Raw genomic sequence first — 20196 nt, forward strand, 5'->3', positions numbered from 1 at the left:
GCGCCGGGCCTCAGCCCCCGGTGTGCAGGGCGTCGAACTCGGCCTCTCCGGCCACGTCGTCGTCCACGTCCAGGCGCAGGTGCGAGATCAGGCTGAGCAGGATCCGCATCGCGCTGGCCGCGCGCTCACCCCAGGCCGACAGGTACGAGAACTGCCACCACCACAGCGCCTCCGACGGGTTCCCGGCCCGGTGGTGCGCCAGCCCGACGCTCAGGGCCTGCGCGATGTCCGACAGGTCGTTGCTCAACGCGCCCGCGCTGACCTCCGGGCTGACCAGCGGGTCCACCACCTCGGTGTACTCGTCGATGCCCTCCAGCACGTTCGCCAGGGACACCCGGAGCGGCTCGAGATCGCCCTCGGGGCCGTCGTCGGGCTCGAACCGCTCGGCCGGGACGATGTCCACGATCGCGCCGAGGCGGGCACCCGCCGCGCTGAGGTCGGAGACGGCGAGCAGCAGCAGTGGGATGGAGGAGTCCGGGCTCACCCCGGCGGCGACCTCGCGGACCGTGTCCAGGAATCGCTCGGCGACCCCGGCGGTCGCGGTGGCAAGCACCAGCAGGTCGGCATCCAGACCGTGGTTCTCAGACATCGATGCTCCTCCGTCCCTCGAACGCCCGGCCGAGCGTGATCTCGTCGGCGTACTCCAAGTCTCCACCAACCGGCAGACCGGAGGCCAGGCGGGAGATGGTCAGCCCCATCGGCCGCAGCATCCGGGCCAGGTAGGTGGCCGTTGCCTCGCCCTCGACGTTCGGGTCGGTGGCGATGATGACCTCCTGGATGGCGCCGTCGGCGAGCCGGGTCATCAGCTCCCGGATCCGGAGGTCGTCCGGCCCCACCCCGTCGATCGGATTGATGGCGCCGCCGAGCACGTGGTAGCGGCCGCGGAACTCCCGGGTGCGCTCGATCGCGACCACGTCCTTGGCCTCCTCGACCACGCACAGCATGGCCGGGTCCCGGCGTGGGTCGCGGCAGATCCGGCACTGGGCGTCCTCGGAGACGTTGCCGCAGATCTCGCAGAACCGGACCTTGGCCTTGACCTCGGTGAGCACGTGGGCGAGGCGCCGCACGTCCGCCGGGTCGGCGGCGAGGATGTGGAACGCGATCCGCTGCGCGCTCTTGGGGCCCACGCCGGGCAGCCGGCCGAGTTCCTCGATGAGGTCGGCGATGATTCCCTCGTATGCGGCCATCAGGGCTGTCCGTCCGTGGTCTCGGTGATCTCATCGATCACGGTGCCGCCGAGCAGGCGCGCCACGAGCGGCGCGCCGATCAGGCCGGAGGACTCGATGTCGGGGTCCGACATGTCGGGTTCGTCGATCGCCGCATGGCTCGACGGCGGCCGGTCGCCGCCCCGCGGGCCGGCGCCATTGGTCTGGGCGGCGCGGGCGGCCGCGAACGCGGCGTCCCGGGCCGAGCCGGGTGGGCCGCCACCGGTGGGTCCGGCGGGGCCCGGTGCCGAGCTGCGCGGGGTGGAGGCGCGCCCACCCCGGTAGGGCTCGGGCGGAGGGCCGTCGTCGAAGTCCGGTGGCTCGGCCGGGGGGATGTCGTCGTCCGGCGTCGGCCGTGGCGCGCCCCCGGCCGACGGCGTGGGCCGGTCACCGGGGCCACTCGGACGCCGCGTGCCGCCGGACGGCGGATCCTCATCGGTGCCGCGACCGTCGTTCGCACCCCCGGAGCCGTGCGTGCCGCGACTGTCGTTCGCGCCTCCGGAGCCGTGCGTGCCGCGACCGTCGTTCGCGTCGTTCGCGCCGTGCGTGCCTCCGGGGTCGCCGGTGCTGCCCGTGGCCCCGCCAATGTTCGGGTCGCTGGCGACGTTCGGTTCGCCGGCGGCGTTCGGGTCGCCGGAGCTGCTCACGCCGCCCGCGCTCGAACCCGGGTCGCCCACGGGAATGTCCCAGGGTGGGGGCGGGAAGTCGTCATCCGCGGCGGAACCGCCGGTCCCGTCAGCACCCGCGGGAGACGCGGTGCCGGCCCGGGCAGGCTCGGGGTCGTCGGGCTCGCCCTCTCCGGAGCCGGAGGGCCCGGCCGGTGCACGGCCGCCTGCGGCTTGGGTCGCCGAGCCGGCGGACGGCTGAGCCCGAGCCGACGGCTCCACCGGCCTGTCGCTCGAGCCCTGAGCAGCGGACCCTTGCGACGACACCGCGGCAGGGCGCGCGGAGACCGGCCCCTGCGCGGCTGGCGCCGGGTTCGCCGGTGCGGCTTGGTTCGCCGGTGGGGCTGGGTTCGCCGGTGGGGCTGGGCTCGCTGGTGGGGCTGGGCTCGCTGGTGCAGCCGGTCGACCCCAGTCGGCCTCGGCGCGACTCACCGCGTCGTTGCCGGGGGTGTGACCACCGGTGGGCGCAGCCGCGTCGGCCGGATCACGGCCCGCATCGCCGGGCTGGGCGCCGGACTGACCGGCGGGAGCGCTGCCGTCGGCGACGACGGCATCGATGCGCACGGTCAAGCCGAGCGTCTCGGACAGCGCACGTTGCAGGTGTTCGCCGTGGCTGCCGTTGCGGAACGCGGAGGCGAGCCCCGGGGTGGAGAACCCGAGCGCGAGGTTCGTCGCGTTCAGGTCGACGACCTGGGCGTCCTGGGAGATCAGTGCCCAGGTGGTGCGCTTGATCCTGGTCAGGGTCTCCAGTACCTCGGGCCACCGCCGGCGTACCTGCTCGGCCGTCATCCCTGCGGATCCGGCGGGCGCGGCCTCCGCAGCGGGCGCCGCGGCCGTGGGCGTGGCGGTTGGAGGCGGCGTGGCCGCGGCCGGAGCCTCGGAGACAACCGGCCGGTCCGGACCTTCCGACTCAGGAGCAGCGGAGCCGGATCCTGCTCGCTCGGTTGAGTCGCCGCCGGATGCTGCCGGCTCGGACGCGAGGACATCGGACGCCGGCTCGTGGGGCGTGGCGTCGCCGTCCGTTGCTCCGGCGGATATGCCGTGGTCGGCCGGGTCGCCCGGCGCCGGCGCGCTCGACCGGTCGCCGCTGGCAGCGTGATCGGCGGCGCCACCCACGGGAGAAGGCTGTGCCAGTGCGGGCTGCACTGACGGTGCAGAGGTCGGGACCGGCCCCCGTGGCCGCGCAGGATCGGCCGCAGCGGATGCCTCGGCCGCAGCGGGTGCCTCGGCGGGTACGGATGACTGTGGCTGGGCAGGCGCCGGTGCGGGCGGCCGTGGCTGAGCGGGCGCCGGTGCGGGCGGCCGTGGCTGAGCGGGCGCCGGTGCGGGCGGCCGTGGCTGAGCGGGCGCCGGTGCGGCCGCGTGCGGCTGCGGGAGCGCTGGCCCACGCGGAGCCAGCGGCGCCCCGCCGCTGAGCGCGCCCTCCAGACGGTCCAGGCGGGCGTTGAAGCCGTCGACCCCGTCGTCCGCAGCGGGCAGGAGCAGTCGGGCGCAGAGCAGTTCGAGCTGCAGCCGGGGCGAGGTCGCTCCGATCATCTCGGTGAGCGCGAGGTTCACCAGATCCGCGGCCCGGGACAGGGTGCCCAGGCCGAGGTGCTGGGCCTGCACGGCCATCCGCGTCAGCTGGTCCTCGGGGACGGCCCGCAGCACCGTGCCCGCCTGTTCGCCGGCAGCGAGCACCACGATGAGGTCGCGCATCCGCTCGAGCAGGTCCTCGACGAACCGGCGCGGCGCGTGCCCGGAGTCGATCACCCGCTCCACCACCCGGAACAGGCTGGCGCCGTCCCGCGCGGAGAGGGCGTCTATCGCGTCGTCGAGCAGCGCGCCGTGGGTGAACCCGAGCAGGGCGACGGCCCGTTCGTAGGTGATCTCGCCGTCGTCCGCGCCGGCGATCAGCTGGTCCAGGACGGACAGGGAGTCCCGCACGGACCCGCCGCCGGCGCGCACCACGAGAGGCAGCACACCGGAGGCCACGGTGATGTTCTCGGCGGTAGCGAGCCGCTCCAGGTAGGCGGTGAGCTGCTCCGGCGGGACGAGCCGGAACGGGTAGTGGTGCGTCCGGGACCGGATCGTGCCGATGACCTTGTCCGGCTCGGTGGTCGCGAAGATGAACTTCACGTGTGCCGGCGGCTCCTCGACGAGCTTCAGCAGGGCGTTGAAGCCCTGCGTGGTGACCATGTGCGCCTCGTCGAGGATGAAGATCTTGTAGCGGTCCCGGGCCGGGGCGAACGCGGCGCGCTCACGCAGCTCGCGGGCATCGTCGACGCCGTTGTGGCTCGCTGCGTCGATCTCGACGACGTCGAGGCTGCCGGGGCCACCGCGGGCCAGTTCCACACAGCTGTCACAGGTGCCGCACGGGGTGTCGGTGGGTCCCTGGGCGCAATTGAGGCAGCGCGCCAGGATCCGGGCGGACGTCGTCTTGCCGCAGCCACGCGGCCCGGAGAACAGGTAGGCGTGGGTCACCCGGTTCGCGCGCAGGGCGGCCATCAAGGGCTCGGTGACGTGCTCCTGACCGATCACGTCGGCGAACGTCTCTGGCCGGTAGCGGCGATACAGCGCGGTGCTCACCCGATCACAATAGGCGGCGGCACCGACACCGCACACTCGCCTGTGTCCAGCGGGCCCGAACCCGGCCCGAACCCACCTGTGCCGGGCAGAGACCCGCCGCGGCGCGCACCCTCCGCGGGGCATGAAGGACCCCCCGCGCACCCATCAGAGCCCACCTGCCCTTGCTGCCTTCCGGCCCTGGGGGGATTCAGCGGGATGACGCCACACGGGGGGTCTGCCGTCCAGTCTAACTGGACTCGCGCACAGGTTCGAACCGCCCGAAGGTGACGGCGCCGGCGACGGCGACCATCCGCCGTCGGGCATCAGCCTTCGGCCGACCTGCTCAGCCGCCGGACTCGGTCCGGCGCACCCGCACCGAGACGATCCGGTGCCCGTCGATCTCGACCACCTCGAGAACATGGTCGCCGGCCGGCACGACGTCGCCGACCTTCGCGACGCGGCCGAGCCGGTCCAGGAAGTACCCGCCGACGGTCTCGTAGTCACCCTCGTCCGCCAGCTCGAAGCCGGCCCGGTCGGCGAAGTCCTCCAGGTTGAGCCCGGCGTCGATGAGCCCGTCGTCCTCGGTCGGTGAGGCCGCACCGACGAGCTCGATGTCGTGCTCGTCGTGGATCTCACCGACGAGTTCCTCGACAAGGTCCTCCAGCGTGACGATGCCGTCCGTGCCGCCGTACTCGTCGATGACGACGGCGATGTGGATACGGGCGCGTCGCATGATGGACATCGACGGCAACAGGGCGTTCGTGGACGGCAGCACCACCACCTCGCGGGCGAGGTCCCGGACCCTGCGCACCGTCCGCGGCGGGCGCACTGTCACGGGGATCTCCTCGTCGTCGGCGGCGAGAGTGGCGACGTCGGCGAGGAACAGGTCCCGCACGTGCACGAAGCCGAGGATGTCGTCGAAGTTCTCGCCGATGACCGGATAGCGGGAGTACGGCTGGTCGGCGATGAACCTGGTCGCATCCCGGATGCCGAGGTCCCCGTCGAGGAAGGCGACCTCGTGGCGGGGACGCATCACCTCGCTGACCGAACGCTCGCCCGCGTCGAACACGTCCCGCAGGATCTGACGCTCGTCCTCGGGCAGCCCCTCGTGGGCGATGACCATGCCTCGAAGTTCCTCGTCGGTCATCTCCTCGTTCTTCGCGTTCGGGTCACCACCGAAGAGCCGTACGACGGCATTGGTGGAGACCGAGAGCAGCCAGATCACCGGCCGCATCAGGACCGAGAACCGGTCCAGCAGCGGACCGACGCCGAGGGCGACCCCGGTGGAGCGCTGCAGTGCGAACCGCTTCGGCACCAGCTCGCCGAGGACCAGGGACAGGTAGGCGATCACGAGCGTCATGACGATCAGGGACAGGGTGCTCGCCACGGACTCCGCCATGCCCCAGCCGACCAGGATCGGGACGAAGTCCGGCGCGATCGTGGACGCGCCGTACGCGGCGGAGAAGAACCCGGCCACCGTGACCCCGATCTGGACGGAGGCGAGGAACCGGTTCGGGTCGCGGGCCACGGCGGCCACCCGGGCACCGCGGTCGCCCTTCTCGGCGAGCTGGTCGATCTGGCTCTCCCGGAGCGAGACCAGCGCGATCTCCGTGGCCGCGAAGAGCCCGCCGATCAGGATGAACAACAGCACGAGGCCGAAACTGACGAGTGTGCCGCCGTCCATCAGGCGGCCGTTCGGGTGGCGTGCGGGGCTGCGCCGTCAGTGCGGCGGCTGGGAGCCGCCGGGACTCGTCGTGGCCGGGATCGTCGATGCGGAGGGTCGTCCATGTCACCATGCAACCGTCAGCGGCCCCACCGGCGCAACCGGCTGAGGTCCGGCTGTGCTGTGGCTCACTCCGATCGGTTCGGAGCGGTGCCCCAACTCGGGTATCCTCTTTGAGGCCTGACCAGGAGGATTCGCCTAGTGGCCTATGGCGCACGCTTGGAAAGCGTGTTGGGTGCAAGCCCTCGGGGGTTCGAATCCCCCATCCTCCGCCAGCCAGCCCCGGGATCTCGCCAGAACCAGTAGTTTTTGGCTAGATCCCGGGGTTTTTTCATGGTCGCTTCGTATGCACGAGTGTGCAGGAATGGGCGCTATATGGGAGGATTTCTGACACACACCTGACACAGCACGGTTGCTGGGTCAGTCCTGGAGGGGAGGATGCCGGGATGGTCGCCGCCAAGCTCCCACGTGGGATCACCCTCTTACGCGGACGCTACCGAGTGCGGATCGACGCCTACGGCGCCACGCACAGTATCGGAGTCTTCGACACCGTGCGCGATGCGCGAGCGGCGCTCGAGATCGCGAAGGGTGAGCGGGCGCGGGGCACGTTCATTCCGCCCGGCATCGTGCGAGCCGAGCGGCGCGCAGCAGAGGTACGGGCACAGACCGAGGGGCTGACTCTCGGCGAGTGGGCGGAGCAGTGGCTGGCGGACCTGGCCGCAAACCCGGACCGCTCCCCCTCGACCGTGGTCTCCTACCGGTCCGTGCTGCGCACTCACGTGCTGCCCGAGCTCGGCGCGACGCGGCTGGTGGAGCTGACGCCAGCGCAGATCGCAGCCCACCTGGCGAGGCTGCGGGCGATGCCCTCCCGGCGTCACCCCGGCGCGCGAGCCAACGGGGTGGCACCGAACGCGGCGCGGGTGCTGCGTTCGTGCCTGAATGCGGCCATCAAGCGGCCGGACGTGGCGCTGGACTCGTTCGCCTTCCCCGAAGCGCCCTCGCAGGCCCGCGTGCGACCCGTTGAGGTTGACGGCGACATCGCAACTCCCGGGCAGGTGGCGGCGATGGCCGCGGCGATGCCCGAGCACCTGCGCGCGGCGGTGCTGCTGGCAGCATGGTGCGCGCTGCGGCTAGGCGAGGTGCTCGGACTGGAGCGTCGCGACCTGGAGCACCTCGACGATCCCGAGCGCGCGATCCTGCACGTGCGCCGGCAGTGGAACACCAAGGCCGTGCGACTGACCGACCCCAAGCGTGGCAGCACCCGCAGCGTCGCGATCCCGGCATCCATGCTGCCGATGCTGCGCGAGCACCTCGACGTCCACGCCGCTCCCGGACCCGACGAGCCAGTGTTCACACCGCCGAGCCGACGTGGCCGCAGGGTCTCGCAGACCTCGTTCGACACCCACTGGCGAGCGGCTCGGAGCGTGGCCGGACGGGACTCGTTCCGCTTCCACAGCCTGCGCCACACGGGGCTGACCGAGTACGCGCGCCAAGGCGCCACGCTCGCGGACCTGCTGGAGCGCGGCGGACACACGGATGTGTCGGTGGCGCTGAGGTACCAGCACGCTTCGGCGCAGCGGGACCGGGAGCTGACTGCTCGGCTGGATGAGGTTGTGGTGATTGGCCCGACCGCTGACGGCAAACCCGACTAGTTGCCCGGGTGCCAGAACCCCTTGCCCATATGCGGCGTCGGCTTCCGGCTACTCCTTGCCCGTTGAAGTCTGCGCTGTCTCAAGGCTGAGCGAGCACAACGACTCCTACGTGCCCTTCGGCGGCGCTTGTACGTGCCGCGACGGGACGTCACACCATCGTGATCTCGACCGAGTTCGGAGGGGCTGCCCAAGTCAACACCTGCGACGTCGATCAATGATTCGCGCAACCTCGCCACATACGCGACGATCGCGTATGTGAGGTAGGCGAGTCCTGGCCGCCCGGATCGGCCACGATCCGCGCCTGGGTCGCATGATCCCCGTCGCAGCGACGATGACCCGTGAACTCGCAGCCGTGTTCCGGGCTCACGCAAATGCTCGCCGAGACTGGCACGGGGATTTGTCGCCCGGCTGCGTTCGACGTGTCCTCCCTCTGTGAGGCGCAGGCAGAGCTTCCATTAGACATCGAGAGCCAGATCCAGTCGCTCCTGGACAAGCGCGTCGCGGCGGTCCGCGAACTCGTTCGCCGCAGCCAGAACGTCACCGACGCCGAAGCCAACCTGAGCGCCGCCCGCAGCGAACAGCGCAAGGCCTGGATGCAGGCGATCCAGCGCGGCTGGACCGAAACCGAACTCCGCGGCCTCAACCGGCCGACCGCGGCGCGTACGCGCCGCACATCCAAGGCCGACCCCACCCAATCCGAGACGTCGAATCCCGAGCATTGATCCTCCAGCCCGTGGCGCGCGAGTCAAGGGCTTCGCAAGCGCCTCCGGCGCCCTTGACACACACGCCACGGGCAGGGCTGTCCGCCTATCGGGAATGCCGGCGGGGACCATCCACGCCACCAACCCAAGGGAGCCCGACATGTCTCACCCATCACCAATCGAACAAGCCATCGAGCAACAACTACCGGCCGAACAGCCGGCCGCCCAGGCGGCCATCGACTGGATCCAACTGCAGCTCGACCTGACCATCACCGACCTCGACGGCGGTGAGCAGCGATGACCAGCATCAGCCTCGGCGAGTACCTCGCGACACTGCCCTACCAAGTCGGCTACGAACTCACCGACCAACACGTCATGCTCGTTGGCGAGATCGGTGACACACCCGTCGTCAGTGCCTCGATCGAGTGGCGCAGCGACCGCAGCCACGTGCACCAGGCCGAAGGCCTCGCCGCCCAACTCCTACCCGTCATGCAACGCAACGGCGCCACCGAACTCATGCTCATCGGATACGGCACCGACGGTGCCACCCGAATGGAGGCACTCGCCGACGCCATCACCGCCAGCTCAGCGACACCGCCGGCCATCACCCTGGTCGAGGTCGACAACGACCGCTTCCGCGTCCGAGACGAACTCGACCCGGACTGGTCCACATGGGGCAAGGTCTCCCCTCCCCCGATCGAGCTCATCGTCGAGGGCGGCTGGCCGGCGCCAGCCGCGACCCGAGAGGAGGTGATGGAACGCTACGCACCCCTGCCAGAACCCACCTTCACCACACTCACCCCGTCAGAAGCACGGCGACTCGATGACCTCCTCCCCTCCCTCCGAGCAGAGATCGCCTCCCGCACCCTGAGCCGGCTCACCGACGACCCAACCATCCACGACCCCAAGGCGTTCGCGACCATCGCCCACCTCATCCAAGGAGACCGGACCGTCCGCGACGCCACCATCGTCGACGCCGCACGGACACCCGCTCGCGCAGACACCCTGATCCGGCTCTACCGCTCCGCACCCCAGGAGCTCAGGCCAGAACTCGCCGCTACCGCGGCAACCGCACTGTTGCTGTCTGGGTCAACCACCCTCGAGCCGACGGCAGTTCTCGCCCATGCCGACCCACCGAACCGACTCGCCTACCTGACCAAAGCCGCCATCGAGACAGGCGCACCAGCAGGACAACTCCTCACCGGCCTCAGCGCCAGCGTCGCCCAGGGCCTCGCCGAAGCAGACCACAAACACGAATCCCACCTCACCGACAAGCTCCGCGCCGCGGCCTTCCCAGGACGAGCAGCCACTACGACCGCCGACGTCACTTCGCATCCGGCCTCCCGCAAGTCGCCTACAAGGGACAAGGGCAGCAGTCCCGAGTTGTAGCCACCGACCGGAAGGGGCGTGCTGCTCCACAGCAGTTGCCGCACGCCCCTTCTGCGGGTGGTGGCAATCGAGCCATAGAAAGAATGGCTGTGATAATATTACAGGATGAACCATGAGAAGCGGGTCGTCGACGCGTTGGCACCTCTCTGCGAGCCCTTGTACGACGCGCTCACTGAAGGTCGAGCACGCGCCCGCGAGCGACACCCCGAGTTCGTGGGTGAACCGGGTCTCGGATCCGTGGTCACGCATGTCGCGAGAGGCCTCGCCCTCTACGCGCTCCGCAGCCGCGAACTCGGTCCATGGACGCTGGTGCCACAGAACAACGCAGGCATCGCACTGTCGCTAGACAGTTACTCCATCCGCGTGTTGCACCAGCTCCCTGATAAGTCAGCGCCACCGCCTGGATCCAACAGGGTTCGCCGCAGTTTCTACGGGAACGGGACGCTCGACCCAGAGATGTTTCCAGTCAGCGACAAGTTGCTAGCGCTGTGGGGCGACGATGAGAAGGGCGCGCTGATGATCCGCATCGTTCGGCCGCTCGGAGTCTGGTCTTTTGGCGCACGCCACAAGGTTGATCTCGATTTTGTACTCCCCCCGATGGCAGACGACCTCGAGGCTCTCGTCTACGACACAGCCGACGACGACATCATCATTACGATTCCCGGTGAAGAGGGTGAAACCAGTGTCGAGCACGGCGTCGGTAGCTGAGCGAGTTCGCACGCTGCGAGAGATGCACGGCTGGACCCAGAAGGACCTCGCTGACGCGACCGGCTTGTCTCAGCCACTCTTGTCGAGCATCGAGAAACTCCGGCGCGATGCTACGCCCGACTCGCTGCGGGCGATCGCCGAGGCGACCGAGACGCCCTTGTCGTTTTTCGAGATCGAGCCATCGAGTGTGCCGGCTGACTCCCTGCACTTCCGAAAAAACAAGACTGCCCCCGTCAGACTGACAACTCAGGTCAAGGCCTACTTCCGTGAGGCCCACCGCGTCACGACTGCGCTACTCGACAGAGTCGCGTATCCCGTTGGACAGTTCCCCTCTGCCGACGCGCGGCGCACCGCCGTCGACCAGGATGAGATCGAGGCGTTAGCCGGCGAGACCCGGCGCGCTCTCGGGATCGAGTCCCACTCGCCTATCCCCAATCTGACCCGGGCGCTTGAGAGAGCTGGAGCGATTGTATTCCGGATGGCGCTACCAGGAGTCGAGGAGAACCAGGTCATCGGCAAGGGCCACTTCGGCATCTCCTACTGGGGTGGACCGGGCGAGCGACCAGTTATCGGCTATTTCACAGGGAGCGGTGACCGGGACCGATTCACCATCGCTCATGAACTTGGCCACGTCGTGCTCCATAGCTACCGGGAGCCTGGTGGCGACGCCGAGCGGGAAGCACACGGCTTCGCCGGCGCGCTCCTCCTGCCACGCTCCCGCGCGGTCGATCTAGTCACGCCGACGACGTCTCTGAGCGAGTTCGCACGGATCAAGGCGGCCTTCGGTATCTCGATCCAGGCGACCATCATGCGCGCCGCGAACCTCGGACTCATCGACGAAACGCGCAAGTCATCCCTAATGGTCCAACTCACTCAGCGGGGGTGGAGGAGAGCCGAGCCGGTTGACGTCGTCCACGAAGAGCCCCAACTCGTTACGAAAGCACTCATCGCTGCATGGCCCGAATCGCCTTACCGTGCCGCAGCTGAGCCACTCGCCATCCAACCGCAGGTGCTCCATTCACTCGCGCCTGCAGTTTCCTCGGCTGCGCATGGCCCATCCGGCGACGCACAGAACAACGTGACCTCGCTAGACGCGCGACGCTCACGCGCTTGAACTGAAGCTACGTGATGCTGCTCAAGTGAGCGCGCAGCCTCCACCGGGGCTACGGGTCCAATCGAGGTCGCCCTCGCCAAACCCGGGCACGCCGCCTGCAATCTCCCACTTTGTGAGCGGCGCCGCCTGCGAGGAACTCACCAAGACGACCTGGGCAACCTCCCCTAACCTCCGCCCCCACCACCGAACGTGATCAGGCGCACCAGTGGCTCGGCCGAAATCCACGTCACCTCTCAGCGTCGACCGCAACCGCATAGGTGTCACCGGCAGTCCCGTCGTCTGTGAACGTGTAGTCCAACTCGAGGAGGAAACGTACAAACGGGTCGCCCACATCGTGCTGAATGCTTGGGTTCGTCAGCAAGAGCGACTCACCCTGGTGCATCCGCCGGGGCAACCGTGCATCAGAACCATGCGGCACCAACTTCTCGTCGGTGACCGCCGCGCGGGTCATGGGGTCGGCCAGGGCGGACTGGCGGAACGCGCGGCGGATACGAACGTTCTGGACGACGACTGCGTCCCCGGTCGACACGATGAGGAGACAGGCGGTGTACTCTCCCTCGGCCTTGAGCGGGGCTACAGCCACCCATCTCCCAGTGAAACTTGGCCTGATCCGAGATTGTGCAACAGCGGCAGCATGCCGCGCTGCATCTGCGGATCGCTCGGCTGCTGCCGTCGCCCGCGCGCTCTCGCTAGCGGCCTCCTTCGCGGTATCCGCCATGGACTTTGTGGTTCGGGCGTATCGGTAGGTGACCCAGAGCAGACCTACTGTGGCAAGCAGTTGGATGCCCGCCATCACATCACTAGCCATCAGTGCGCTCCATCGTGCTCGCCATCGTGCTCGCCATCGTGCTCGCCATCGTGCTCGCCATCGTGCTCGCCATCGTGCTACCGTAGGCAACGCAGACCCCCCCACACACGTGGATAAGGGGGTCTAGCTGTTTCTCCGGCTAGATTGCTTGAGCGCCTCGGGCCGGATCCCTCTCTGCTAGGAACGTGGAATACCACTCCCAGGCAAACTCGTTCCGTGCGTGCCGGTCAATAGTGACGTTCGCACTCCAAGCCACGAGGTCCGCCATCTGAATCAGTTGCGACGCCTTGGAGTCGAGGTGAACTGCGTCCTCGATCACTCTGCGCGCCGCGAGCTTTAATCCTCGGTGGGTCGAGCGATACGAGCCGTCTGTGCCATCGCCGTCCATGAACACGATTCCGAGGGAACCTGAGTCGGCCAGTTCGCGCTCGAACCTCTCGATTAAGGCACCGTAGGCCTCCTGCTTCGTACGTGCGAGCTGCTCGGGTGCACCCCGCCGCCACACCGCGCCAACCTTCAGGCCCTCCGTGCACCGGAGCGTCTCCAGGCACTGGTCGGCAACTTCGCGACCAAAGTCCTTCCAGTACTCGACGCCTTTGTGCACATGGCGGTCTGGAAGTTGCTTGGAGATCCTGCCACGGCCATTGGCATACTCAGTAGTGTGCAGTTCCTGGGTGAGAGGAATTCCGAACTCCCGCCACAACCGCTTACGCGTATCGAGCCAGCAGCGAAGTACGCCGGCCCATCGATCTGGAGCGAACTCGACCCATCCGTATACGACAGTCCCCTCCTGCGGGTGGCCCGAGTCGTCAACGTAGATCATGCGATCGAGGTGGTCTGGCATAGCGCTCACTCTATGGACAGAAGGGCAGACTCGGCTGCCAACCGCTGTAGCACGCCACGGCACATCGACCACTGGGGGCCACCTGCGGAGCGTGTGGAAACGAACTGCCGGCGGACCAGATATCGGGCGGTGTCAGATCCTTGGGTTTGAGACGGGTGTCGGCAACGGGCGAGGACCCGGGGGCGGCCTTGGGGTCGCACCACCCAGGACCCGAGCTGGCCGCCTCGGGCGTGTTGCATGCCTGGCGTGGATGTCTGGCTGCCCCGTCTGGTGCACATCCATCCCGCGGGGCCTCGGACAGATTTGGTCCTCGCTGGCGGTGGCGAGGGCGAAACTCATGAGTCAGGCGTGTCCCACTGCTATGCGCAGCATGGCCCGCCTCTCACCGAAGGCGTGACGCGCGCTCTTCGTTCCAAAGCGAGAACACATGCCCCTCGCCGAACTCTTGGATCACCCAGGCACGTGCCTCATCCGGGGACGTCGCCTCCACTCGGAAGCGAAGCCCCGGTTCATCGCCGATCCAGATAATGCCGACGTACTCGACGAGGCTTGGCTTGTCATCTTCGTTGACCATTGGGCTCTCCCGGGCTCTCAGCGGAAGGGGCGAGGCAGGCGGTGCTGTCGCAGGCTATCCGATCGACCCAGTCTGATTCAGACCCCATAGCCGCCGTTGTCGAGTTCCTCCAAGGAGCCAGAACCTTGGGTCTTGAGACGCACCGGCCGGTCGAGGACGCGGTACTGAGCCGCTCTCTGCATGCCGCTGTCCGCGACACTTAGCGCATGACGCGGTACGGCTGGCAGCACCCCTTGGGACAGCGCACGTGGAGCGAGATCCTCCGTGACCTGGACGACTCACGAACCGGCCCCGCTGCTGCGATCGTAGAAACCACCGATAGAGAGCCCGTCGAGCCTCGAAGCCGTCGTCATCGAAGCCCGCCCGCAACGACAGGTGCTCAAGCAGGCAATCGCTCGCACGTCGTTGTTGAGTTCCTCCAACCATCCGCAACCTTGGGTTCTGAGACGCGGAGCCTTCGGAGCGACCCGCACAGCGGTCATGATGCCGCTACTCCTCGATCTCACATAGGAGGAAGCCATGGTCGGCAAACCACTGCAGTGACTCGCTGGGGCTGCCGAGATACCCGTGCCAGATCGGATTGCCGCCAACTTCTTCGAGTGTCATGTCGAGGTTGTGCGCCCGTCGCTCGGCCTCAGCGAGGACCGCTGTGTCCGTCACGCCGACGTAGTGCGGGCCATGAAGCCAGGCACGTCTCAGGATGGCGTAGCGCCCCGCCTTCAGACCCGCAACATGCTCGACGCTGGGTGCCTCGTAGTACACGAGTCCATTGTCGTTGGCGACAGCCCGGCCCACCGCATGAACGAAATGCTCAGGTTGTGTCCCGTGTCCAGAAATGTCTAAGACCTTCGTTTCCGCCCAGAGGATCCAGTGAGCGTGCGCACCCTGCTCGCTGCTGTCGACGCGCGTGTAGACCCACCGCGCGATCGCGCCGGTCAGGGTCCTGCCGGGCCCCGCGACGAGCCCGATGTCGAGGTTCCCGATCCCGAGCGCACGCAGGACGTCGCAGGCTGTCGCGGACTGCAACTGATCTACGAAGCTTCGGCGGACCAGGCTTGTCAATCATGCGGTTAGCAGACGTCGGATGCGACCAATTCTGGCCATTGCTCGCGGAGATAGTCGACGAACGGCGGGGTCACGTCGACGCGGGCGAGCTCGTGCTGGGTGAAGGGCGGCCGCACTGGTTGCCAGCCCGGTCGGGCGGCGTGGCGGGGCCAGTCGGGATTGAAGATGGCCGCTCGCCCCAGCGCCACGAGGTCGGCGCCGTGGGCGATCAGGGCGAGTGCCTGTTCTGGTGTCCAGATGTTCCCGGCGCCGATCAACGGGACGCCGGGGATCGCCTCGCGGACGAAGTCGACGGGGTGTCGTCCGGGATCGGTCTCGGACATCGCTGCTGCGTCCCCGAGCGAGAGGTGCAGGTAGTCCGTGCCGTCTTCGGCCAGCCATGCTGCGACCTGAGCGGTCTCGGCCAGGTGGATGCCTCGCCGGGGGTTCTCGGGTGAGAGGCGGACGCCCACGATGAAGTCCTTCCCGACGGCTTTCCTGATGGTGTGGACGAGGTTGCGGAGGAAGCGGGCACGGCCGGCGAGGGCTCCGCCCCATGCATCGTCACGCTTGTTCTCGGTGGTGCTCAGGAATTGGGCGGGCAGGAATCCGTGGGCGGAGTGGATCTCGACACCGTGCAGGCCCGCCGTCTTCACGCGACGAGCTGCGTCGCCGTGGGCGGCGAGGATGCGTCGGATGTCGTGATCTGTGGCGGCCCTGGCTCCGGGCGCGTCAGAGGCCGAGATGCCCGGTTCCTGGGTGATCTCGAACGTGGCGCGTGATCCGGCGTGGATGAGCTGCACGACTGCCAGTGCCGGGGATGCCGCGATGCGGCGAGCGAGGTCGGTCAGGGGTGGCTCGTGTCGCGGCTCGTACAGACCCGCTTGGCCGTGCCAGGTCCGACCCTCTGGGCTGACCGCCCAGGCGCCGGTGATGACGAGACCCGATCCACCCTCTGCTCGCCGTGCGATCCAGTCGATCTCCGCGGCGCTGAGCGTGCCGTCCTGCCCGCTTTGCTTGTTCGTCATCGGCGCCATCGCGACTCGGTTGGTGACGTCGAAGGGCCCGACCCGGGTCGGGGTGAGCAGGAAGGACGGGTCCCTCATCGTGGTGAGATCCGTACGACGGCAGCCTTGGGCCCTTCGCCCTGCATGACGGGCACGGCGGAGCTGCCGGGGTACTTCGCCTCGTACGCGGCGTCGATGGCGGCCTCGTTCTCAGCGACGGCAGCCTCGAACACGGCGTCGATGTACTGGCCGGCGACGCGGACCCGGCCAGCGCGCTGGGTGATGGCGGCCTGGTACCAGCGCGACTGCGGGCCGTTGGCCGCGCGGACGTACACGTCCTCGCCCACGACGAGGGCCCAGGTCTCGGTATCGGTGCCGTAGGTGGTGCCGTCGGCCCGGTAAGGGGCGACGTAGAAGGCGTCGTTGTCGGTGATGCTCGCCAGCTGCTCGGCAGTCCACCCGGTCATAATGCTGCTCCCTTCAGGAGATGGTTGTCGGTCGTTCTGGAGACGATCAGCCGAGCTCGACGATGGCCTGCTCACTGGAGTGGACGTACCGGCCACGCTGCTTGTCGCCGAACGGCCCGTAGGGGTAGTCGTCAGGGCGGGGCTCGCTGACCTGGCTCAACCGGGCGGTCTGCTCTGGAGTGAGCTGGAGGTCACCAGCGACGAGGTTCGCTGCGAGCTGTTCCATGGTGCGTGCGCCGATGATCGGGGCGGTCACGGTTGGGCGGTCATGCAGCCAGGCGAGAGCGACCTGGGCGGAGGTTGCCCCCAGCTCGTCAGCGACGGCTCGGACGACGTCGAGGGTCTCCCAGTTCTGCTCCTTGCCGCTGTGGGCGGAGAAGATGTGGTCGGTGAGACCACCGCCCTTCCCGGCCCGCGTGTCGGTGCTGGCGACGCTGTCGCGCCGGTACTTGCCGGTGAGGAAACCTGCCGCCAGCGGTGACCACGGCAGCAAACCGATGTTGTTGTACTGCGCAGCCGGGATGGTCTCGTACTCGATCTCGCGGACCACGAGGCTGTACTGCTGCTGCAACGTCACCGGAAGGTGCAGGCCGAGGGCCCTGGCGGTGGAGATCGCGAGCTGCATCTGCCAACCGGTGAAGTTCGACAGACCGTAGTAGTGGATCTTCCCCGCCTCTATGGCGTCGTTGAGGAAGCGGAGGGTCTCCTCGATCGGGGTCAGCGGGTCCCACCCGTGCATCTGATAGAGGTCGATGGTCTCCAGGCCCAGCCGCCGCAACGACCCGTCGAGGGCGCGGTGCAGGTGGCGGCGCGAGGTGCCGGTCTCGTTCACGTCCGGGCCGGTTCCGAAGCGCGCTTTGGTGGCCAGCACCACTCGGTCGGTGAACTCGGCGGGGCGATCGGCGAACCAACGCCCCAGGAGCTCTTCGGACGCGCCGGCGCCATAGACGTTGGCGGTGTCGACCAGATTGCCGTCGGCTTCGACAAACCGGTCCAGGATCGTGAACGCCTCAGCCTCATCGGTCTCGGTGCCGAAGCCCATCGTGCCCAGGGCAAGGTTGGAGACGCTGATGCCGGTGCCCGGCAGGGTGCGGTACTGCATGTCGTGCTCCTTTCAGGGGTGGTGGTGGGGTCAGCGGTCGATCGAGGCGAAGTTCGCCTCGTCGTGCCGCTCGCCGGCTGCGGGCTCAAGCGCCTCGAGGCGCGCGATCTGGTCGGCCGTGAGCTCGATCGCGTCGGCCGCGGTGTTCTCCTCGACGCGCGAGACGCGGCGGGTGCCGGGGATCGGCGCGATATCGGAGCCACGTGTGAGGATCCATGCGAGGGCGGTCTGTGCCGGCGTGGCACCGATCTCGGCGCCGATTGAGGTGACCTCGTCGACGAGTGCGAGGTTGCGGGTGAAGTTGTCTCCGGTGAACCGCGGGTTCGTCTTCCTCCAGTCGTCGTCGGCGAAGTCGTCGACGGTGCGGATCTGGCCGGTGAGGAGGCCGTGTCCGAGGGGAGAGTAGGGCACGAGACCGATGCCCAGCTCGCGTAGGAGCGGCAGGGTCTCCTCTTCTACGTCGCGCGTCCAGAGCGAGTACTCCGTCTGCAGCGCGGAGACGGGCTGCACGGCGTGCGCGCGACGGATGGTGTCGGGCGACGCCTCGGACAGGCCGAAGTGCAAAACCTTGCCCTGGGCGATCAGGTCAGCGACGGCCTGCGCGGTCTCCTCGATCGGCGTCGACTGGTCGACCCGGTGCTGGTAGTAGAGGTCGATGTGGTCAGTGCCGAGCCGGCGGAGGGAGCCCTCCACGGCTGCGCGGATGCTCGAGGGTCGGCTGTCGATCTGGCCGATCACCGGGTCAGCGCCCTCCCGGTGGGAGACGAGGCCGAACTTCGTCGCGATGACGACCTGGTCGCGACGGTCGGCGACGGCGCGGCCGACGAGCTCCTCGCTGAGGAACGGCCCGTAGATCTCGGCGGTGTCGATGTGCGTGACGCCGAGGTCGAGGGCGCGGTGGATGGTGCGGATGGACTCCTGGTGGTCCAGGGCACCCTCGGAGGTGTAGGTGCCGGCCATGGTCATGGCACCAAGGCCGATGCGGGAGACCTCGAGGCCTCCAAGTCGTGCAGTTCTCATGTGCTTTGCTCCTATCGAGTTGGTCAAACCTGCGAGGTGGGCATGGCCCACAGCTCGGCGATAGACGAATGGCTGGGGCGCGTAACCATGTAGGCGATGCTGTCGGCGATGTCCTCGGGCTGCAGACGCACGGGGATGTCATCGGTGGCCTCAAGGCCGTCGCGGACCCGCTGGCTGTTGTGGGAGACGAGCTCGGTCATGACGGCACCGGGCTCGAGGACGCCGACACGGACCTGCTGCTTCGTGACCTCCTGGCGGAGCGCCTCGGTGAAGCCGTTCACGCCGAACTTCGTCATGTTGTAGACGCCGAAGTTCGCGGATGCCTGGCGGCCGGCGATGGAGGAGATGTCCACGATGTCGGCGACGCCGCGCACGTCGTCCTTCGCAGCCGCGAGCAGGTGCGGCAGGGCCGAGTGGGTCATGTGCAGCAGTCCCTGCTGGTTGACGGCGATCATCCGATCCCACTCCTCGATGTCCGCGCCGACGATGTCGCCGAGCAGCATGAGACCTGCCTTGTTGACGAGGATGTCGAGCCGGCCGAAGCTGGCGACGACGGTCTGCACGGCGGCCTGCGCCTGCGCACGGTCGGTGATGTCGACCGCGATGGCGAGTGCGCTGCCGCCAGCGGCCTCGATGGATGCGACGAGCTCGTCGAGGCGGTCCTTGCGGCGGGCGACGACCGCGACGGTCGCGCCGTGCTCGGCGAGACGACGCGCGGTCGCCTCGCCGATGCCGCTGCTGGCTCCGGTGACGATCGCGACGGTGCCGGTGAGTGAGGTGATCTGCATGGGGTTCCTCTGGTGGTGCGTACGTATGGTCTGCGGTGGTGCGAGCGGCTCGGTCAGAGGGTCTCGGGGAAGTACCCACCGGCCGGTCCGCGCTCGGCCGATGCGATCAGCGATCGGAGCTGCTCGGTCGAGACCGGGACCACCGGTGCGGACAGCAGCCAAGCGAGGAGCTCGTCGGTCGGTAGCGGCTCGGTCGGCCATGCCGGCATGTACGGGTCGCAGTAGGCGGGCGTGCCAGGCTCGCTGCGCCCGCCCTCGCTGAGCGGGCCGATGTCGAGCGCGTCGCACCCGAGCGTGTCCAGCAGGGCGGTGGCGCGCTGCTTCGCATCCGCGTCGCCGCCGGCGATCGGCAGGGTACTGCGCTCAGGCGAACCAGCAGGGCGGGCGCCGTTGCCGAGGCTCGCGAAGGCGATGCTGTTGATTGCCTTCACGACGGACGAGTCGGCGAGGTGTTCTTGTACGAGCTCGCTCGCGGTGGAGTCCTGGTCGTCGAGCGGCTGGATCTGGCCATCGCGCTGGGGGTAGTAGTTGGTTGTGTCGAGCACGACCTTGCCTGCCAGCTCGGTCGCGGGCAGGTCGGCGTAGGCACTGAGCGGGATCACGGCGACGATGATGTCCGCCTCGCGGGCGACCTCGCGGGCAGTGGCGGCGCGGGCGTGCCGGCCGAGCTCGTCGATGAGGTCGGCGAGGGTCTCGGGTCCGCGGGAGTTGCCGATGATGACGTCGAGTCCGGCGGCGACGGCGAGGCGCGCGAGCGTCCCGCCGATCGCGCCGGCGCCGATGATGCCCAGTGGAGAGGTCATGCGTGTCCGATCAGAAGTGATGGGTGGGTGGGGGT

20 protein-coding genes, 1 tRNA gene and 1 other RNA gene are annotated in these 20196 nt (G+C 68.5%); 7 read left to right on the forward strand and 15 right to left on the reverse strand.

Annotation, left to right across the window (positions count from 1 at the left end):
- Positions 1 to 10 precede the first annotated feature (10 nt).
- The 5 genes from HALOF300_RS07825 to HALOF300_RS07845 form a co-directional block, all read right to left on the reverse strand.
- On the reverse strand, positions 11 to 589 hold the full coding sequence (locus HALOF300_RS07825) for a DUF5063 domain-containing protein (RefSeq protein ID WP_156740401.1): 579 nt from the start codon (positions 587 to 589) through the stop codon (positions 11 to 13).
- On the reverse strand, positions 582 to 1187 hold the full coding sequence (gene recR, locus HALOF300_RS07830) for a recombination mediator RecR (RefSeq protein ID WP_156740402.1): 606 nt from the start codon (positions 1185 to 1187) through the stop codon (positions 582 to 584). The genes HALOF300_RS07825 and recR overlap by 8 nt, the downstream gene beginning before the upstream one ends.
- A complete protein-coding gene (locus HALOF300_RS07835; protein WP_231955130.1) occupies positions 1187 to 4438 on the reverse strand; it encodes a DNA polymerase III subunit gamma and tau in 3252 nt (1083 codons plus the stop codon). The genes recR and HALOF300_RS07835 overlap by 1 nt, the downstream gene beginning before the upstream one ends.
- 121 nt (positions 4439 to 4559) lie before the next feature.
- An RNA gene (gene ffs, locus HALOF300_RS07840) (signal recognition particle sRNA small type) lies at positions 4560 to 4656 on the reverse strand.
- Between the two features lie 104 nt (positions 4657 to 4760).
- On the reverse strand, positions 4761 to 6101 hold the full coding sequence (locus tag HALOF300_RS07845; protein WP_156740404.1) for a hemolysin family protein: 1341 nt from the start codon (positions 6099 to 6101) through the stop codon (positions 4761 to 4763).
- A 226-nt stretch (positions 6102 to 6327) separates the two neighbouring features.
- Here HALOF300_RS07845 and HALOF300_RS07850 point away from each other — a divergent pair.
- The 7 genes from HALOF300_RS07850 to HALOF300_RS07880 all read left to right on the forward strand — a co-directional run bounded on the left by HALOF300_RS07850 (position 6328) and on the right by HALOF300_RS07880 (position 11704).
- Positions 6328 to 6415: transfer RNA gene (locus HALOF300_RS07850), tRNA-Ser, on the forward strand.
- Between the two features lie 171 nt (positions 6416 to 6586).
- A complete protein-coding gene (locus HALOF300_RS07855; RefSeq protein WP_156740405.1) occupies positions 6587 to 7792 on the forward strand; it encodes a tyrosine-type recombinase/integrase in 1206 nt (401 codons plus the stop codon).
- Between the two features lie 338 nt (positions 7793 to 8130).
- Complete coding sequence (locus HALOF300_RS07860) at positions 8131 to 8514, forward strand: hypothetical protein (RefSeq protein ID WP_156740406.1); 384 nt, start codon at positions 8131 to 8133, stop codon at positions 8512 to 8514.
- Positions 8515 to 8653: 139 nt separating this feature from the next.
- A complete protein-coding gene (locus tag HALOF300_RS07865; protein ID WP_156740407.1) occupies positions 8654 to 8794 on the forward strand; it encodes a hypothetical protein in 141 nt (46 codons plus the stop codon).
- Entirely contained in the window at positions 8791 to 9882 is a 1092-nt protein-coding gene (locus HALOF300_RS07870; RefSeq protein ID WP_156740408.1) for a hypothetical protein, read from the forward strand. Before HALOF300_RS07865 ends, HALOF300_RS07870 begins: the two co-directional genes overlap by 4 nt.
- Before the next feature lie 105 nt (positions 9883 to 9987).
- Positions 9988 to 10590 carry a hypothetical protein gene (locus tag HALOF300_RS07875; protein ID WP_156740409.1) on the forward strand — a complete coding sequence of 201 codons (603 nt, stop codon included), beginning with the start codon at positions 9988 to 9990 and terminating at the stop codon, positions 10588 to 10590.
- The gene (locus HALOF300_RS07880; RefSeq protein ID WP_269455268.1) at positions 10565 to 11704 is read left to right on the forward strand and encodes a helix-turn-helix domain-containing protein; all 1140 of its coding nucleotides are present in this window, start codon (positions 10565 to 10567) and stop codon (positions 11702 to 11704) included. Before HALOF300_RS07875 ends, HALOF300_RS07880 begins: the two co-directional genes overlap by 26 nt.
- A gap of 226 nt (positions 11705 to 11930) precedes the next feature.
- Here the strand turns inward: HALOF300_RS07880 and HALOF300_RS07885 are convergent, their stop codons facing one another.
- The 10 genes from HALOF300_RS07885 to HALOF300_RS07930 all read right to left on the reverse strand — a co-directional run bounded on the left by HALOF300_RS07885 (position 11931) and on the right by HALOF300_RS07930 (position 20161).
- Positions 11931 to 12512, reverse strand: a complete 582-nt coding sequence (locus tag HALOF300_RS07885) for a hypothetical protein (RefSeq protein ID WP_156740411.1) — start codon at positions 12510 to 12512, stop codon at positions 11931 to 11933.
- 139 nt (positions 12513 to 12651) lie between these two features.
- Positions 12652 to 13356: a DUF3800 domain-containing protein gene (locus HALOF300_RS07890; protein ID WP_156740412.1), complete on the reverse strand. Its 705-nt coding sequence runs from the start codon at positions 13354 to 13356 to the stop codon at positions 12652 to 12654.
- Positions 13357 to 13738: 382 nt separating this feature from the next.
- Complete coding sequence (locus tag HALOF300_RS07895; protein WP_156740413.1) at positions 13739 to 13930, reverse strand: hypothetical protein; 192 nt, start codon at positions 13928 to 13930, stop codon at positions 13739 to 13741.
- A 489-nt stretch (positions 13931 to 14419) separates the two neighbouring features.
- Complete coding sequence (locus HALOF300_RS07900) at positions 14420 to 14956, reverse strand: hypothetical protein (RefSeq protein WP_156740414.1); 537 nt, start codon at positions 14954 to 14956, stop codon at positions 14420 to 14422.
- A 44-nt stretch (positions 14957 to 15000) separates the two neighbouring features.
- A complete protein-coding gene (locus HALOF300_RS07905; RefSeq protein ID WP_156740415.1) occupies positions 15001 to 16080 on the reverse strand; it encodes an oxidoreductase in 1080 nt (359 codons plus the stop codon).
- A complete protein-coding gene (locus HALOF300_RS07910; protein ID WP_156740416.1) occupies positions 16077 to 16448 on the reverse strand; it encodes a DUF2255 family protein in 372 nt (123 codons plus the stop codon). Before HALOF300_RS07910 ends, HALOF300_RS07905 begins: the two co-directional genes overlap by 4 nt.
- A 46-nt stretch (positions 16449 to 16494) precedes the next feature.
- Positions 16495 to 17550 (reverse strand): aldo/keto reductase, encoded by a 1056-nt coding sequence (locus HALOF300_RS07915; RefSeq protein WP_156740417.1) that lies wholly within the window; start codon positions 17548 to 17550, stop codon positions 16495 to 16497.
- Positions 17551 to 17580: 30 nt separating this feature from the next.
- Positions 17581 to 18570, reverse strand: coding sequence for an aldo/keto reductase (locus tag HALOF300_RS07920; RefSeq protein ID WP_156740418.1), 990 nt, complete (start codon positions 18568 to 18570; stop codon positions 17581 to 17583).
- A 23-nt stretch (positions 18571 to 18593) separates the two neighbouring features.
- Positions 18594 to 19358 (reverse strand): SDR family NAD(P)-dependent oxidoreductase, encoded by a 765-nt coding sequence (locus tag HALOF300_RS07925; protein ID WP_156740419.1) that lies wholly within the window; start codon positions 19356 to 19358, stop codon positions 18594 to 18596.
- Positions 19359 to 19411: 53 nt separating this feature from the next.
- Positions 19412 to 20161, reverse strand: a complete 750-nt coding sequence (locus tag HALOF300_RS07930) for an NADPH-dependent F420 reductase (protein WP_156740420.1) — start codon at positions 20159 to 20161, stop codon at positions 19412 to 19414.
- Positions 20162 to 20196 lie beyond the last annotated feature (35 nt).

This window comes from Occultella aeris (genome assembly GCF_902703175.1).
Lineage (GTDB): Bacteria > Actinomycetota > Actinomycetes > Actinomycetales > Beutenbergiaceae > Occultella > Occultella aeris.